Annotated in this window: 14 protein-coding genes; 4 read left to right on the top strand and 10 right to left on the bottom strand. The window is 41.7% G+C overall.

The genetic code is table 11. The annotated features are described in order from the left end of the window. Positions 1-8: 8 nt before the first annotated feature. The 4 genes from AC1D0K_RS26075 to AC1D0K_RS26060 form a co-directional block, all read right to left on the bottom strand. Positions 9-1,286: a metallophosphoesterase gene (locus AC1D0K_RS26075; RefSeq protein WP_477392334.1), complete on the bottom strand. Its 1,278-nt coding sequence runs from the start codon at positions 1,284-1,286 to the stop codon at positions 9-11. A 14-nt stretch (positions 1,287-1,300) separates the two neighbouring features. After that, a complete protein-coding gene (locus AC1D0K_RS26070) occupies positions 1,301-2,809 on the bottom strand; it encodes a sigma 54-interacting transcriptional regulator (RefSeq protein WP_295717491.1) in 1,509 nt (502 codons plus the stop codon). Between the two features lie 122 nt (positions 2,810-2,931). After that, complete coding sequence (locus tag AC1D0K_RS26065) at positions 2,932-4,029, bottom strand: vWA domain-containing protein (RefSeq protein WP_477392332.1); 1,098 nt, start codon at positions 4,027-4,029, stop codon at positions 2,932-2,934. Positions 4,030-4,309: 280 nt separating this feature from the next. Continuing rightward, positions 4,310-5,188 (bottom strand): carbohydrate kinase family protein, encoded by an 879-nt coding sequence (locus AC1D0K_RS26060; RefSeq protein ID WP_477392330.1) that lies wholly within the window; start codon positions 5,186-5,188, stop codon positions 4,310-4,312. A gap of 155 nt (positions 5,189-5,343) precedes the next feature. On the opposite strand from AC1D0K_RS26060, the gene AC1D0K_RS26055 reads away from it, so the two are divergent. Next, positions 5,344-5,763 carry a YybH family protein gene (locus AC1D0K_RS26055; RefSeq protein ID WP_477392328.1) on the top strand — a complete coding sequence of 140 codons (420 nt, stop codon included), beginning with the start codon at positions 5,344-5,346 and terminating at the stop codon, positions 5,761-5,763. A gap of 28 nt (positions 5,764-5,791) precedes the next feature. Beyond that, positions 5,792-6,280: an adenylyltransferase/cytidyltransferase family protein gene (locus tag AC1D0K_RS26050; protein WP_295717503.1), complete on the top strand. Its 489-nt coding sequence runs from the start codon at positions 5,792-5,794 to the stop codon at positions 6,278-6,280. Between the two features lie 25 nt (positions 6,281-6,305). Here the strand turns inward: AC1D0K_RS26050 and AC1D0K_RS26045 are convergent, their stop codons facing one another. Continuing rightward, a complete protein-coding gene (locus AC1D0K_RS26045; RefSeq protein ID WP_477392325.1) occupies positions 6,306-7,169 on the bottom strand; it encodes a helix-turn-helix domain-containing protein in 864 nt (287 codons plus the stop codon). Positions 7,170-7,296: 127 nt separating this feature from the next. Here AC1D0K_RS26045 and AC1D0K_RS26040 point away from each other — a divergent pair, with 127 nt between their 5' ends. After that, entirely contained in the window at positions 7,297-8,271 is a 975-nt protein-coding gene (locus AC1D0K_RS26040) for a phytanoyl-CoA dioxygenase family protein (RefSeq protein WP_477392323.1), read from the top strand. A gap of 539 nt (positions 8,272-8,810) precedes the next feature. Here AC1D0K_RS26040 and AC1D0K_RS26035 read toward each other — a convergent pair. The 4 genes from AC1D0K_RS26035 to hemW form a co-directional block, all read right to left on the bottom strand. Beyond that, positions 8,811-9,356: a hypothetical protein gene (locus AC1D0K_RS26035; RefSeq protein ID WP_477392321.1), complete on the bottom strand. Its 546-nt coding sequence runs from the start codon at positions 9,354-9,356 to the stop codon at positions 8,811-8,813. Positions 9,357-9,549: 193 nt separating this feature from the next. Then, positions 9,550-10,431, bottom strand: a complete 882-nt coding sequence (locus tag AC1D0K_RS26030; RefSeq protein ID WP_477392319.1) for a cupin-like domain-containing protein — start codon at positions 10,429-10,431, stop codon at positions 9,550-9,552. Between the two features lie 193 nt (positions 10,432-10,624). Then, the gene (locus AC1D0K_RS26025; protein ID WP_477392317.1) at positions 10,625-11,173 is read right to left on the bottom strand and encodes a fasciclin domain-containing protein; all 549 of its coding nucleotides are present in this window, start codon (positions 11,171-11,173) and stop codon (positions 10,625-10,627) included. 198 nt (positions 11,174-11,371) lie between these two features. Further along, positions 11,372-12,493 (bottom strand): radical SAM family heme chaperone HemW, encoded by a 1,122-nt coding sequence (gene hemW, locus AC1D0K_RS26020; protein WP_477392315.1) that lies wholly within the window; start codon positions 12,491-12,493, stop codon positions 11,372-11,374. Between the two features lie 251 nt (positions 12,494-12,744). Here hemW and AC1D0K_RS26015 point away from each other — a divergent pair, with 251 nt between their 5' ends. Beyond that, positions 12,745-13,176: a hypothetical protein gene (locus tag AC1D0K_RS26015; protein WP_477392313.1), complete on the top strand. Its 432-nt coding sequence runs from the start codon at positions 12,745-12,747 to the stop codon at positions 13,174-13,176. Between the two features lie 58 nt (positions 13,177-13,234). On the opposite strand, the gene AC1D0K_RS26010 is transcribed toward AC1D0K_RS26015, so the two are convergent. Beyond that, positions 13,235-15,721 (bottom strand): mechanosensitive ion channel family protein, encoded by a 2,487-nt coding sequence (locus tag AC1D0K_RS26010; protein ID WP_477392311.1) that lies wholly within the window; start codon positions 15,719-15,721, stop codon positions 13,235-13,237. Between the last annotated feature and the right edge of the window lie 28 nt (positions 15,722-15,749).

Raw genomic sequence — 15,749 nt, 5'->3', positions numbered from 1 at the left:
CGTTGATCTTAAGTTCTACTTCCAGAAGGATCGTCCCCGGCTTTTAATGTAAATATCGTAATCTCCGGTAATATTCCAACTCTGCCGTATAAACCTACAAAGCCATAGCCCACATTTACGTATAATTGTTGTTTGCCCTGTTGGTAATGACCTGCCCATTCGGGGTAAACATATTTAATAGGGCTCCATTGATAATCTTTGTAACGCACTCCAAATTGCATACCGTGCGTATGGCCAGAGAACATGGCATCTATCTGTGGATAATCTGCCAATACCTGCGCCCGCCAGTGAGAAGGATCATGTGAGAGGAGGAGCTTTACAGGTAAATCACCGGTGTTTTTTGTAGCCAGATCCATGCGGCCATACTTAGGGAAGCGACTAAACTCACCCCAGTTTTCTATCCCGAGTATTCCTATTTCTTCGCCATCAACTTTAAGCCGGCGGTTCTCGTTAAGCAACAGGTCCCAACCCATGTTTTTGTGGGTGAGTATCAGGTCCTCGTGATTTTTCTTTTTATCGGCGGGGTTTGGCCAGTCGCCATAATCACCATAATCATGGTTGCCCAGTGATGAATAAACACCAAGCGGCGCTTTAACTTTAGCAAAAATATCCTGGTAATCCCGCATTTCGCTGGCTTGGCCATTTACCAGGTCGCCGGTAAAAAATATAAAATCGGGCTTTTCTTTCAATAACATTTCAACACCACCCAGTACCGCTTTTTTGTTGAAAAAACTACCAGAATGGATATCTGAGATCTGGCCCAGTTTAATGCCATCAAAAGCTTTGGGCAAGTTTGCTAAATATAGGTTTTGATATCTTATATGATAATCATATAAGCCTTTGGGCATATCAACCTTAATGGCAGCTAAAGGCACGGCACCAGCCAATAAACCGGCTTTCATCAAAAACTCCGACCGGGGAATAGTGTTAGGTGGCACCAGGGCGGTGCTTCTTGCAGATAGGTTTTTAAATCTGTTTTTACGCCATATCAGCAGCCTTCTCGCGTCATCGATTAGCAGGAAAGGTAAAAACGTTAGCTTGCCTATAAATATGAGGGAAAAAACAAGCAGACCCGCTGCACGTACGCCAAGGCCTACATGAAGGTAAGCACCAACCAGCAGCCCCGCAATAATGAGGATGCTAATTGCCCAGTAAAAAAAAGTAAAGCCTTTTTTACTGAGCAATTTCCAATTTTTAAAGGCACCGCGTATACCATGTAATACATACAGGTCAATAAGCAATAGTGCCGCTATAATCAGGATGATGTTAAGCGCCTGTTCTGTCATTTATTGCAAAGGTATCAATTATAACGGTCGTCGTCTAAATCAAGATCATCTTCATCAGGCTGCAGGTTAAACAGGCTGTTAAACATATCCGAGAAGGCGAAGCCATTATCCAAAAATCCTTTGTTTAGTTGCGAAAACTCTGAAAGGCCATGCAGTACAAACTCCATCAGCAACAATTGCTGGTTTTCTGTTATGCGCGGGTGTAGTTTTTTAACAAGGTCTTTTAGCCCCGCAACTTCATTAAGCTCTTTTTTGTAGTCAATTAATGACATATCATCAACCAAAGCCAGGTTGTTGCCTTCGCCAAACCAGTTGATAATGCTGGCATAAGGGTTTACACCTTTTGCTTTCTTAGCCTTTTCCGGATCTGGGAAAAATTCAAGCAGTGTGGTTTTAATGGCTTTGCCTATCAATATATTGGCCACCTTGCCGGGACCTTCCAGCTCACCTTCATAAACCAGCTCAATTTTACCGGTTATGGCAGGGATAACACCCAAAAAGTCGGTTATGCGTACAAATGTATTTGACTCATGGTTCATGATCATGCGGCGCTCTGCATTGCTGATCAGGTTTTCATAGGCCGAAATAGTTAAACGTGCAGATACGCCCGATTTTTTATCAATATACTCAGAACTGCGTGCCTCAAAAGCTATTTGCTCAATCAGGTTTTTAACCAGGCTATCTGCCTCGACGGTGCTAAGCTGCTCCGGGGTAAGGGAAGCTTCCTGTTGGGTTATTTTTCTTGAAATTTCAACCGTGCGTGGGTAATGCGTCAATATCTGGCTTTCAATACGATCTTTAAGCGGCGTAACGATGGAGCCACGGTTGGTATAATCCTCGGGGTTGGCGGTGAATACAAACTGAATATCTAATGGTAAACGCAGTTTAAACCCGCGTATCTGGATATCCCGTTCCTGTAATATGTTAAATAATGAAACCTGGATACGGGCCTGCAAATCGGGCAATTCGTTGATCACGAAAATGCCACGGTGAGCACGCGGAATTAATCCGAAGTGGATAACGCGTTCGTCAGAGTAGGTTAATTTTAATGTTGCCGCTTTTATAGGGTCAACATCACCAATTAAATCAGCAACGGTAACATCTGGCGTAGCCAATTTTTCTGTATACCGTTCAGACCGGTGGATCCAGCCGATAGGGGTATCGTCGCCCTTTTCGGTTATGGTACTATGGCCATACCATGATATAGGGTGGTAAGGGTCATCAAATAAATCAGATCCTTCGATGTAAGGCACATATTCATCCAACAGGTTGATCAATAAACGTGCAATACGGGTTTTAGCCTGGCCGCGTAAACCCAATAATAAAATATTGTGGCGCGATAGTATGGCGGTTTGCAGATCAGGAATAACGGTATCCTCAAAACCGATTATGCCTTCAAAGCCACCTTCGCGTTTTTTAAGTTGCTCAATAAGGTTGGCACGTAATTCATCTTTAACCGAACGGCTTTTGTAAGCAGATTTTTTTAGCTGACCGAGGGTTTTTATATCTAATAATTTACTCATGTTTTATTTGTAGTCCGGACGTCGGAAAGACCGAAAGTCCGAAAGTTTCTTTATCAATATAAGTTTTATAATAGTTTTCCTTCTTTAGGACTTCCCGGACTTTTGGGCTTCCCGACTAAAAACTATCTCACTGTTTTTCTTCTGTTTTTTATATAATCCTCAAAAATGTATTCGGCGAGGCCGTTCAATGAACTGTAAAAAGCCTTGCCGCCGTTAGTTTCTGTAAACTGACGTACAAACTGCTGCAGGTACGGGTCTTTTGCTATCATAAAAGTGGTGATAGGTATTTTTAGGCGCTTGCACTGGGCAGCCATATTAAGGGTTTTGTTCACCACTTTTCTATCAAGGCCAATGCTGTTTTTATAGTACTTGGTACCCTCTTTTAAACAAGTGGGTTTACCATCCGTGATCATAAAGATTTGCTTGTTGTGCGTTTTTCTACGTCGCAGCAAGTCGGTAGCCAGTTCTAAACCGGCATAAGTATTGGTATGATAAGGGCCAACCTGTAAATATGGCAAATCCTGTAGGGTTATAGGCCATGCATCGTTGCCAAATACAACAATATCTAAAGTATCCTTGGGGTATTTGGTGCGGATAAGTTCGGCAAGGGCCATGGCCACTTTTTTTGCCGGGGTTATCCGGTCTTCGCCGTAAAGGATCATGGAATGCGATATATCAATCATCAGCACGGTAGAAGTAAGGGTTTTATAGTCCATTTCCTCTACTTCCAAATCACGCTCGGTCATCATAAAATCACCTATGCCGTGGTTTACCTGTGCATTATGAATAGATTGGGTCATGTCTATCTGGTCCAAACTATCGCCAAACTCAAATTCACGGCGTTCTGCGTTTTTTTCATCGCCCTGGCCGGATTGAGGTGAAATGTGATTTCCTTTGCCCGATTTTTTAAGTTTGCCAAAGATCTCTTCCAATGCCGACTGGCGGATACTTTGCTCCGTTTTGGCGGTAATGTTAAAGCCCCCTGTTTGTTGGTCATCGCTTAGGTAGCCTTTTTGTTTCAGCTCGTCAATAAAATCGCCCATACCATAATCATCGTTGGTAAGGTTGTATTGTTTATCAAGCTCATTAAGCCAGGCCAAAGCTTCGCCTGCATCGCCCGAAGTATAGTTGAGCAATTCCAGAAATAATTTCAGTAATTCTTCAAATCCGCCTTTAGGGATCTGGTTGGGTATAAATTTGGAAAATCCAAAACCGCGCATATTTCGTCCTTTCTTAATATAAAGAAACGGATAATTATTCTTAAAAGTTTGGAGTGCCGGGGATTAAAGTAAATTGTTAGGTAAGTATGACAATTTGTGAGATATGCAGATTCAGATGACAGGATTCTTTAAACCCATTGTCATGCTGAACGGAGTGAAGCATCTATTCGCAGACTGTACAGGGCGAAGAAGTATGGCGAATAACAGATCCTTCACTGCGTTCCAGGATGACAAAAAAGGTTTTTTCAAACCTACATCATGAATTTTTTTGAATTTCTTCCTAAATATAAACCAGGCTATTCAGCAACTCTGGTGGGTAAATAGGGTTTGCGCCACGCTGGCTGGCAACGAAGGCACCCACTGTACAAGCTCTTTCAACAACCTGTTGCATGGGCTGCTTGGCTAATAAACCGCTAATGAAAGTGGCAAGGAATGCATCGCCGGCACCTACCGAATCGCCCACTTTTACGGGGCAGCCGGGGCTTTCATAAAACTCATGATCATGCCAAACTATGGCGCCGTGTTCGCCACGCGTTACACAAATGGTTTGATTATGATATTTGGAACGAAACTCTGCTATCTGGTCTTTTAATGAATTATTGCTGCCACCTATAAGCAAGTTGGCTTCTTCTTCATTCATCTTCACCACATCGGCACGCGCCACCAGGGTTTCTATGGTTGAAAGTGTAAAATGAGGGGGACGTAGGTTTACGTCGAAAATTTTAAGTGCGGGGGTTTCATCAAGCAGGTTAAGCAAGGTTTCCCGCGTGGTGGTTAACCTACAGGCCAGGCTGCCAAAAACAATGGCGGATGCTTTTTTTGCAGCAGCGTTAAGCTCAGCCGTAGTTTGAATATTATCCCATGAAACAGGCTGGGGAATGATATAGGTTGCCTGGTTGTTTTTATCCAGTTGTACGGTAACCTCGCAGGTAGGAAACTCATCATCCAGCTGGATTAAATCAGAGTAAAGATCGTTTGATTTTAGGAATCCAATCAGCGCGTCGCCGCTGCTATCCATACCAACAGAGCTGGCAAAGGCTACTTTTACGCCTTGCTGTACCAGATGCCTGGCTACATTCATTGGCGCGCCGCCAGCTTTTTTACCATCGCCAAAAGCATCCCATAAAACTTCGCCGAAGCTTAATACCTGATTTTTCATAGAGTAAGTTTTTTGTTAGGCAGTGAAATTCAAATATAGCTGATTTTTTGTGTGAACCGGAATTGTAGAATTAAAGAATTTTTGGATTTTTTTTCATGCTGTTAATTTATAAATTCGATAAATCCCGGTTCAAACAAAATTCCTATCTTCAAACTATGAAAAAACTCACCCTGGTTTTCTTTTTGATCCTAAGTTCTTTTCTCTCGCAAGCGCAGGATAAACAGGCCATATTAACCGTAATGCATAATCAGGAGCTGGCCTGGAACCGGGCGGATGTGGAAGGCTTTATGCAGGGATACTGGAAATCAGACTCGCTGGTGTTTGTAGGTAAAACCGCGCCGGCCTATGGCTGGCAAACTACGCTTGATAATTATAAAAAACGTTACCCGGGTAAAGCCGCTATGGGGCAGCTTAAATTTACCATAATGCAGGTAAAAGTACTGGATGCTGCTAACGCTTTTGTTTTGGGCGGATGGCACCTTAAGCGGGTTAAGGGCGACCTGGGTGGGTATTATACCCTTTGGTTTAAGAAAATTAAAGGAGAATGGAAGATAGTATGTGACCATACTTCTTAACTTTGGCCCGTTACTTTATAATCAGGGTATGAAAACAGGTTTGGTTATTGGAAAGTTTATGCCTTTGCATATTGGACATACTGCCTTAATTGATTTTGCTTTGGAGCATTGCGACGAGCTGTTTGTTGTGGTGAGCGCCAGTGATGATGAACCTATTGCAGGTAGCCAAAGGTTGGAGTGGATTGAGCAGGTATATAAAAATAACAGCAAGGTAAAATCCATTTTATTGAATTACGACGAAGCTGTATCTCCAAATACTTCTGCATCGGCAGATGGGGTATCCCGGCTTTGGGCTAATTACCTGCAGGTAAAGTTGCCACCCATTGATGTGATCTTTGCTTCGGAACCGTATGGCGCTTACATGTGCAGGTTTTTAAATTGCGAAAGTGTTATTTTTAGTGAGCCCCGTAAAATGGTACCTGTTTCGGCAACCCAGCTTTTGAATAACCCCGCGGTATATGAGGCTTTTTTGCCCGATGTTGTAAAAGCTTATTACAGCAAACAGCGATCCTTGTAAAACAGCCTTATTTATAATAGTAAGGCTATAAATTTTCTTTACCCTTATCAACCCATTTGCGCTTAAAATCCGACGGGTTTTCGCCAACTATTTTTTTGAAGAGTTTATTAAAGTAGGATAAGCTTTCAAAACCTATGGCATAACAGGTTTCGGTAACGTTTTTATCTTGCATGAGCAGGTTTTTGGCAACATCAATGCGATATTGGTTCACAAAATCGGTAAAGGTAATATTGGTTTGTTTTTTAAAGTAGCGGCAAAAAGCAGCTGTGGTAAAATTAACTTTGGCAGCTACCACATTTACATCGGGGTTTAGGTTGTAGTTGCTGTCGATATATTCATAAACAGCCCCCATTCTTATCTTATCTTTTAAAAAGAATTGCAGACTTAAGTCGTCATCATTTAAAATCGTCATTTCATTGGATTTGGCCAGGATCTGAAAAATCTCCATCAACTCCAACAGTTGTTTAAAAGAGCTCAATGCCGAAAGTTGTTTCAGCTTTTGCACAACCATAGCTTTGGTATCGCCATGAAAAGCTATGCCATTGGCGGCTAATTTAAATAGTTGGTTAATGCCTGCAAATTCTGGCGTTATAGCCATCGATGTTCCCATAAAATCTTCCTTAAGCTGCACTACTATCTGGTGATATTCGCTCCTGAGGCGGTAATCAAAATTTAAATGGGGTAGGTTGCTGCCAATTAAAACCAGGTCGCTTTGGGTATAGCCGGATATATGCGAGCCTACATGCCTTATTCCGGCGTCGGCCTCCACATATACTAATTCATATTCGGGATGATAATGCCACAGGAAGGTGTTCCTTAACCGCGGCGAAAAAAGCTTAAACGATTTGCCCGGTTCAAATTCTACTTTCTCCAGTTCTATCTTGTTCATGCTGTATTGTAATCATAATTTATATAAATGTACTTAATTGGTCAATACAGAGCAAATATTGGTCATTATACAGAATAGGCAGGTATGGCCATCACCCTACATTTGAATTATTAAATCAATACAAATTATGAAAACCGAAAACGCCACCATGACCATGACTCCGGGACCCGAAAACGCTCATAAGGAAATACCCGGTAATCCATCAACAGCAAAATCAAGTCAGATACGCCTTAACGAGCGTAAAAACAACGAGCCTTTGCGCTTATTCACTGAAGATGACTGGCGGTTTTGGATCCAGAATGGTTACGTGATCATCAAAAATGCCGTGCCTAAAGAGCAGGTTGCAAAACTGGCTGATTACTTATGGGTGTACGAAGGTAAGGATGCTCATGATATAGAAAGCTGGTATAAAAAACCCAACGCCCAAATGCAAATGGCCGAATTAAATAATACCGGTATGGTAGAAATTTATAATCAACAGTTTTTGTGGGATAATCGCCAGTATCCAAAGGTGCATGAGGCATTCGCTGATGTATGGGGAACCGAAAAGCTTTGGGTAACTATTGACAGGGCTAATCTGAATTTTCCGCTAAGACCGGGTTTTGAATACAAGGGATTTATACACTGGGATTATGATCCCGAAACAAAACCACAAAATGTACAGGGTGTTTTGGCCCTTGCCGATCAAACAGATGAAAACATGGGGGGCTTTCAGTGCATCCCGGAATTGTACCGTACTTACGATACCTGGAAACTTACCCAGCCCGAAGACCGCGACCATTACAAACCCGATACCACCGGTTTTGATATTGTAAAAGTAAAACTGGAAGCAGGCGACCTGCTGATATTTAATAGCCTGCAGCCACATGGCATCCGCCCCAACACCAGCAATGATAAGGTTAGGATAGCCCAATACATAGCCATGATGCCCGCACAGGAAGATAACGAAGACTTAAGGCAATGGCGCATTAACAGCTGGCAAAGCCGTGAAGCGATGCAAGGCTACGCTTTCCCCGGCGACCCGATGAAGCGGGAAAAACAAAACCCTGTTGCAGAGCTTACAGATTTAGGGAAGAAGCTTTTAGGATTGGAGAGGTGGTAGAAAATAAAATGACTCTGTTTTATGTTGATACCCATTGGCTGTGAGAGCACTATATATGTTAGGAAGACATAAAAAAGGTAGGGACAATGTGTGATTCCTTCCTCGGGGCAGGGGGAGGTAGGTTAGATCAGGCGTTCAGGTACGTCGCAGATGGATGTCGGCGAAACCCCTCCCTGCCATTGCGCACATTACAGCCGCACCCCTCCCGAGGGAGGGAATTGAAAACCCGTTAACAAATCTTCCGAACATCTACACCGATACTCCGTTGGCTGAGTCCTCACCATATATGTTAGGAAGACATAAAAAAGGTAGTGGCAATGTGCGATTCCTTCCTCGGGGAAGGAGGAGGTAAGGGTTAAATCAGGCGTTCAGGTACGTCGCAGATGGATGTCGGCGAAACCCCTCCCTGCCATTGCGCACACTACAGCCGGGCCCCTCCCGAGGGAGGGAATTGAAAATTCGTTAACAAATCTTCCGAACATCTACACCTACACCCGTTGGCTGTGTCCTCACAGCCAACTTTTGCTGTATAAACGGTCTTAAGCTTTTTTCTCCCTTAAGTATTTACTGAAAACATTAATATATCTGCTATCAAAGGAAACTTTGGTTATATCTTCATAATTGACATATGTAGGCGTTTCATCAAGCAAGCCGGTAGGGTCGAAGTATTGTATATTAATCTTTTTTTTATTTGCCTTTACAATGGGGCCGATGGTGAAACTGCCGATCTTAGGATCTTCACATTCAACAATTACATTTTGTGGGATATCTTTTATGCTGTTAAAAACTGTTTGCCAGCTACTCAAGTCAATTTTGTAGTTGATACCTACTTTATCAGCTTCGCCTTCGGCAATCATTATTTTTTTAAAACACTTATCATATTTGTTATGACGAATCTTTTTTAGCTGGTTAACAGGTAAAACAATATAGCCGAGAAGAGTAAAATCACCCGCTTCCTGCATCAAAACAAAATCATCAGAATAATTAAGAATATATCCGCTGCTTGTTTTGTCAACACCTTTGGCTACTGTTCTTGTGATCTTGACATAGTTGCCCAGGTGAAGTTTTAATTTATCGGAAATCATAGGATAAGGATTTGCCCTAAAGATATAAATAACTATAATCAAAGATGTGCGTTGACGGGCATATTCCGTTAGCTGTGTCCTAACAGCCAACATTTACACCCAAAAACAAAAATAGCGATGAGGAAACCCCATCGCTATAAATAATTCTTTAATCAAAAGCCCACAACAGGCATCCCGAAACCCGAACCTAACCTTATAAAGGTTTGCCGGCTGCAAGCTCCTTATTAGCCCACTTAACGGCCAGTTCCTCGCGAAATTTGGCGTATTTTTCTTTGAAGGCCATCTTTAATACACTATCAACACCGCCTTTGATAGCCAGGTTGTATAAGCTGGCAGCTTTGCGGGTTAAAGATGCGTCCCAGGCGCGCAGACTTAAGGAGTACGATCCGTCGATGTATTTCATCCAGTGCCAGTAGCCGGTTGGCATAAACAGGGTATCGCCATGCTCCAGGAATACCTCGGTGCCTTCCACACCATCAAGGGCCGGAAATTTTTTAATATCGGGGTTTTGTACATCATAATCCTCCAGCGCGTAAGTAGCGTTGGGGATACAGTACAAGCGGCGTTTCCACTTATTCTCAAACAGGATCACATGTTTGCGTCCACCAAAATGGGTATGGAAAATATGCGGAAGATCAATATCGTAATGTAAAAAAGTAACGGAGTTTGATCCGCCGAAAAACATGGCCGGCATGCTTTCTAAAAAGCCACCCATGAGGTCTTTAGGTAGTACAATATCATCCAATAACTGCGGCGCCTGTTTAAAAATATTAAAGAAGAAGATACGCAGCTCGGTAGGTTGGGTGCGGATCATATCAATATAATCATCAAAAGGCATTTCTGTTGCTGATGAATTGATGGGTTTTGATGGATCGGCTTTGGAGTTATCATATAAAGGCACAACCTTTTTGCCAACAACTTCTTTTAAATATTCAGGGGTCCATTTTTCACGGGCAGGCCAGCTTCTGGTTAGTCCCTTAATTACCAAAGGGCGACGTGGGTTTAAATAATTCTTCTTAAAATCCTCGGGAGAAATATTTTCAACGGTATCAATCGGGTTAAGTATAAAACTCATATAGGGGTGCTTTCCGGGTGTGTTTATTTTAACAATTACTTCATATTACCAAAAAGTAAACAAAGGAACGAAATAAAACTTCAAATGGTATAATTTCCTTGCAAAAACAAAGGCCGGACGCTAAATGCATCCGGCCTTTGTTTTTGGTTTTACAGTACCGGGTTAGTATTAAAGCCCGCCTGCAGTAAAGAACTTATTTGGGCATTAAAACGGTATTCACTACATGTATTACACCATTGCTTTGATTTACGTCGGCAATAGTGATCCATGATTTGCCGCCTTTTTCATCAACCAGGTAAAGTTTTTTGCCTTTCGCCATAACGGTTAAAGTGCCACCGCTTACTGTGCTTAGTTGGGCTTTGCCATGGCCTGCTTTTATTTTGGCTACTAAATCGGCAGCGCTTAATTTGCCTGCAACCACGTGGTAGGTTAAAATTTTGGTAAGGGTTGCTTTGTTAGCTGGTTTTACCAGGTTATCAACAGTGCCAGCGGGTAATTTATTAAAAGCCTCGTTGGTTGGTGCAAATACAGTGAATGGGCCTGCAGATGAAAGTGTTTCAACCAAACCAGCGGCTTTTACTGCTGCTACCAGCGTGGTATGATCTTTTGAATTTACTGCGTTTTCAATAATATTTTTAGTGGGATACATGGCCGCGCCACCTACCATTTTATTTTGCGCGTTTGCTTTTGGTGTTACCGCTAAAGCTGCTACTGCAAATGCAGCGATGATTAATTTTTTCATTGTCGTGTTTTCTTATAAATGTGGTTAAATAGCACAAGGGTGCCTGGTTGGTTGTTTTTAAAGCTGATTAAACTGTCACGAGCTCTTGATGTTTAACCGGCTTTTAGTTGTTTGTTATTTATAAGAAGATACGGGTAGTTAGTGGAGTTGGATTTAAAGGGACAGGATGTTTCTTACACCTTTTTAGGGTATATGGGGTTAAAAGAACAATCCCCCGGCAATATTATCTGCGTATAACTTACCGGTAGCCGTAAGGAAGATGGTATTATCTTTTTGGATGATCCACTCCCTGTCGAAATAATTTCCTGCCGAAATCAGTAATTGATCAGAAGAGCCTTTTGCTATTGCATTAAGCCTGTCCAGGTCAAGTCCCCACATGGTACGTATGGAAGTCATGATGTATTCGTTCAGGCGGTTCTCTTCGGTCAGTGTCTCTGTTTCGGCGGGTATTTTACCGGTTACAATAGCTTGCGTGTATTTGGCGTTGTTGGCAATGTTCCACTGCCTTACTTCGCCGTTGTAGGAGTGTGCCGATGGGCCTATGCCCAGGTATTTTACACCTTGCCAGTAATTAGAGTTATGTTTTGAATATTGACCGGGCAAGGCAAAGTTCGAGATCTCGTAATGCTCAAAACCATGATCGGCCATGGCTTGCATCAGCACCATAAACTGGGCGGCGCTTTGCTGATCGTTCATGGGAGGTTGCTTTTTTGTGCTGATAAAAGCGGCAAGCGCGGTTTGCGGTTCCACCGTCATGGAGTATGCCGAAATATGCGGAATGGAAAGCTCGAACATCTTATCCAGGTTTTGTTTCCACTTGGTATCGGTTAGCAGGGGGTAGCCATAGATCAAATCGGCTGTGATGTTTTCAAAACCGGCATCCTGTACTCTTTTCACTGCCGATTCTGATTCCCGGCTGCGATGTGCCCGGTTCATCCAAACCAGGTCTTCATCAAAAAAAGATTGTATGCCAATGCTGAAACGGTTTACATCTGTTTGGCGCAAAGCTTTCACTTTAGCCACATTCAAATCATCAGGATTAGCCTCCAGTGTAATTTCGGCCGTTGATGATACGGTGTGAAACTCCGTAACGGTATTGATGAGCAGGTGGATCTCATCGGCCGCTAACACTGATGGGGTGCCGCCGCCGAAATAGATGGTTTCTACCGTTTCGCCGTTTAAAAAGTTTTTTTGTAGCCTGATCTCGCTTACCAGGGCCTGTACAAGTTCGTCCTTATACTTTGGCGATGTGCTGAAATGGAAATCGCAGTAATGACATGCCTGCTTGCAAAAAGGAATATGAATGTAAATGCCTGCCATTATATTATGATAGCTTAAATGGCAAAGGTAAGTGCAATTGCGGGTTTCTGAAGATATATATAGATAAAGATGATACTGGTATGGGTAACAGGCTTTAATATAAGTACATCGTTACTAAATGCTGTAGTCTCTAAGTTTGAATGATAAACCATTGAAAACAAGAAAAAGTACTTTCGAAGAATTGGTGGATGACTAAAAATAAAGCGAAATTTGAAAAGCCAAAGTAAACAATCCTTAATTCAATATTTCATATGAACGTACAGGAACAAATCAACGAGTATATTACCAGCCAACCTGAACCCAAGCGCAGTGAAATGCAAGAGTTACACCATCGCACACTTCAAGTTTTACCAGGTTGTAAATTATGGTTCGATAGCGGTAAAAACGGCGAAGGTAAAACTGTTAGTAACCCCAATATAGGCTATGGATTATATACCATAAAATATGCTGACGGAAAGACCAGGGATTTTTTTCAAATTGGTTTGAGCGCAAACACCGTCGGAATCTCTGTCTACATCATGGGTATCAAAGATAAGACGTACTTACCCCAAACATATGGAAAAGCAATAGGCAAGGCGAGCGTAACCGGGTATTGCATTAAGTTTAAAACGCTAAAAGATATAAACATTGATATACTTGAAGCGGCCATACGCTATGGGGTTGAGGCTACGAATGAAAATTAAATTTCAAACGGAGCCAAACCCTAAATGCAATAACCAGGTACTTACTTCATTTGAGCCGTTACTTCTCTGTAGCAGGCGCATCGCCCGGAACTAAAGGCTCCCTGGGTTTTTCTTCCTGCGGAGTGTTGCCTGGAAAATTTAAAAGGAACTCATTTTTGCCCTGTGGTATTTCTATGCCTTCTTTAGCAAATTCAATGTATATAGCACGCATTACGTTGCTTTTTAAACTCAGCCATTTTGTAATTTCCGCGGCCCAGAACCATACTCTGAATTCAACGGCGGTATCACTAAAATTATATAGAAAAACCGACGCCGCGGGAGTGCTCATGATATCGTCGTGGCTCTGGATAATAGTTTTAAGTATATTTTCAACCTTCACCACATCTGATCCATAAGTAACACGAATAATAAGCTCTACACGGCGGTTATTATTAGTTAAGGTCCAGTTTACCACGTGGTGCGATATCAGGTCGCCATTGGGTACAATAAGTTCGGATCCATCGCCACACTCTATTTTACTTGACCGGATACCTATTTCCTTAATGGTACCGGATTTACCGCTTACTTCAATAATATCACCCACCTGCACCGGTTTTTCAAAGGCCAGTATAATACCCGATACCAGGTTATTTACTATGTTTTGTAAGCCAAAACCAATACCTACTCCTAATGCACCAATAATAATGGTTACCCTATCCATAGGTATGCCTGCTGCAGTTATGGCTACAAAAAAACCAACAACAAAAACAGTTAGCCTGATGAGTAATATAGATGATCTTGTTTTTTTAGCCTGCGGGGTAAGTTTAGTTTGCTGGCCGGCAAAATCATAAAAATAACTAATGATTCGTGCTAAAAGACCCGAGATCCAGATCACAATAATAAATACCAGCACACTACGGAAGGTGAAGGCAGTACTGCTAAATTTATAAGGATGATTTAAAAAATCATTAACCTGATCATATAAATAATCATCAATGGCCAGGTTTTTAGTTAAAGCAACCAACCACAATATAGCGGTGATTTTAACCAGGATAGTTTTGGATTTCTTTTGCAATACCTTAAAATCAATAAATGAAGAGATGTTGGTATTATTATCCTTGTTTTTATTGGCTTCTAATTGTAAAAACAAACTTTCCATCAATATCTGCACAAGCAGATAAAATCCCATTGCTAAGCAGAGGTTTAAGGTTGCAGTAGTACCCACTATTTTGGCCAGGCTAAACCTTCCTAATATGTTTAATAAAACAGAAAACCCATGCAAGCCAATAAATACTTTTAAAACAACTGTCATGTAAGGAGGGTATTTATCGGCAGCTTTTTTTAAGGTTTTTAAAAATTTAAACGAGTAAAAAATTAGAAATCCGGATATCAACAGCAAAACGATCCTGTCAACATAGGTTATCAATATCAGTAAACTACTTAAACAGAAAAATAAAGCGGCGATAAACAGTATCTGCCAAAATTTGAATAAAGGTTTAGGCCAGTTGTCTTTTATTAAAAGACCAATGCTGCCCATCATGATCAAAAGCATTGTATTTGCAAACACTTGTGCCGGATGATCATAAAAGTAGGGCGATAGTATGCTGAAAACCGTTAAGGCAGATAGATATGGGTGCTTTATGATGTAATGCGTTTGCTCAAATATGTTTGCATGCCCTTCGTTAAGCCGGGCAATTTTTCTTTTGCTGGTATATATCCATGTAAAAAAGGCAATGAGTAGCAACACGCTTGCAAAATGTGCCCAATAATTTGATTTACTGGTAAAAAAATACTTGTATAGCCTTGAATTTAATTTATAGGTTTTAACAACCGCGGTATCTAACCTGGCAGTTTTGCCGTGTTCATTCATCTCCCATATAAAACCATATTCATTATCCATGGCTTTAATGGTAAACTCGTGTATTTTCAGGTCGATCCGGTCATCAAGGTCAATCACGAATACCGACAGGGAAGATACCCTGTTCTGTAAAAGCCCTATCCTGATAACTGATTTTTGCGTGGCCTTGTCCAGGGTTTTCCATTTAGCATCTAAAATCTGTACCTGGCTAAAAAACTTGTCCCGTAAACTACTATCGGCAGGAGCCGTGCGCAACGCCGTATCTGTTTTAAATTCAGATATCTGATCGCGCATTTTATCAAGTTGGTCATTGTATATCGTGAGCTGATCTTCCCAATCACCCAATTGATCTTTTAGGTGATCAATCATGCTGCGGATAGTAACCAGGTTACCCAGCGTGCTGGAGGAGTTTATGGTATTGCGCATTAAAGCCATCCTCTTTTCTAAAGAAGGTAAGCGTTCGCTAATATCTAAAGTATCAAAACCGCGAGACAGATCGGAGTTGGTTTCTACATATGCGGTGGTATAATCCTCAATTTTACCAAGCAGGATATTTACTGAGCCATTGGCGTTTTTAAAGGAACGGATCACGGAATCCCTGTGCAAAACCTTTTGTCGTAAGGAGTCTCTTATTGATAAATGCCCTTTTTTCTTTTTGATCTGGGCAGAACAATCCTGGGTTAGGGTTGAGGCTTGTATTAAAATCAAAAAAATACAAATGACTTTAAATATATTT

This window comes from Mucilaginibacter sp. P1_A3 (genome assembly GCF_056406855.1).
The sequence above is the reverse complement of the archived record's forward strand: the minus strand, read 5'-3'. Positions and strand labels throughout refer to the sequence as shown.

Excerpts from the sequence above, each read along its gene's own strand:
- AC1D0K_RS26015 (WP_477392313.1), top strand. The coding sequence starts at position 12,745 with ATGAACGTACAGGAACAAATCAACGAGTATATTACCAGCCAACCTGAA.
- AC1D0K_RS26030 (WP_477392319.1), bottom strand. The coding sequence starts at position 10,431 with ATGAGTTTTATACTTAACCCGATTGATACCGTTGAAAATATTTCTCCC.
- AC1D0K_RS26035 (WP_477392321.1), bottom strand. The coding sequence starts at position 9,356 with ATGATTTCCGATAAATTAAAACTTCACCTGGGCAACTATGTCAAGATC.
- AC1D0K_RS26075 (WP_477392334.1), bottom strand. The coding sequence starts at position 1,286 with ATGACAGAACAGGCGCTTAACATCATCCTGATTATAGCGGCACTATTG.
- hemW (WP_477392315.1), bottom strand. The coding sequence starts at position 12,493 with ATGGCAGGCATTTACATTCATATTCCTTTTTGCAAGCAGGCATGTCAT.
- AC1D0K_RS26050 (WP_295717503.1), top strand. The coding sequence starts at position 5,792 with ATGAAAACAGGTTTGGTTATTGGAAAGTTTATGCCTTTGCATATTGGA.
- AC1D0K_RS26065 (WP_477392332.1), bottom strand. The coding sequence starts at position 4,029 with ATGCGCGGTTTTGGATTTTCCAAATTTATACCCAACCAGATCCCTAAA.
- AC1D0K_RS26040 (WP_477392323.1), top strand. The coding sequence starts at position 7,297 with ATGAAAACCGAAAACGCCACCATGACCATGACTCCGGGACCCGAAAAC.
- AC1D0K_RS26025 (WP_477392317.1), bottom strand. The coding sequence starts at position 11,173 with ATGAAAAAATTAATCATCGCTGCATTTGCAGTAGCAGCTTTAGCGGTA.
- AC1D0K_RS26070 (WP_295717491.1), bottom strand. The coding sequence starts at position 2,809 with ATGAGTAAATTATTAGATATAAAAACCCTCGGTCAGCTAAAAAAATCT.
- AC1D0K_RS26045 (WP_477392325.1), bottom strand. The coding sequence starts at position 7,169 with ATGAACAAGATAGAACTGGAGAAAGTAGAATTTGAACCGGGCAAATCG.
- AC1D0K_RS26060 (WP_477392330.1), bottom strand. The coding sequence starts at position 5,188 with ATGAAAAATCAGGTATTAAGCTTCGGCGAAGTTTTATGGGATGCTTTT.
- AC1D0K_RS26055 (WP_477392328.1), top strand. The coding sequence starts at position 5,344 with ATGAAAAAACTCACCCTGGTTTTCTTTTTGATCCTAAGTTCTTTTCTC.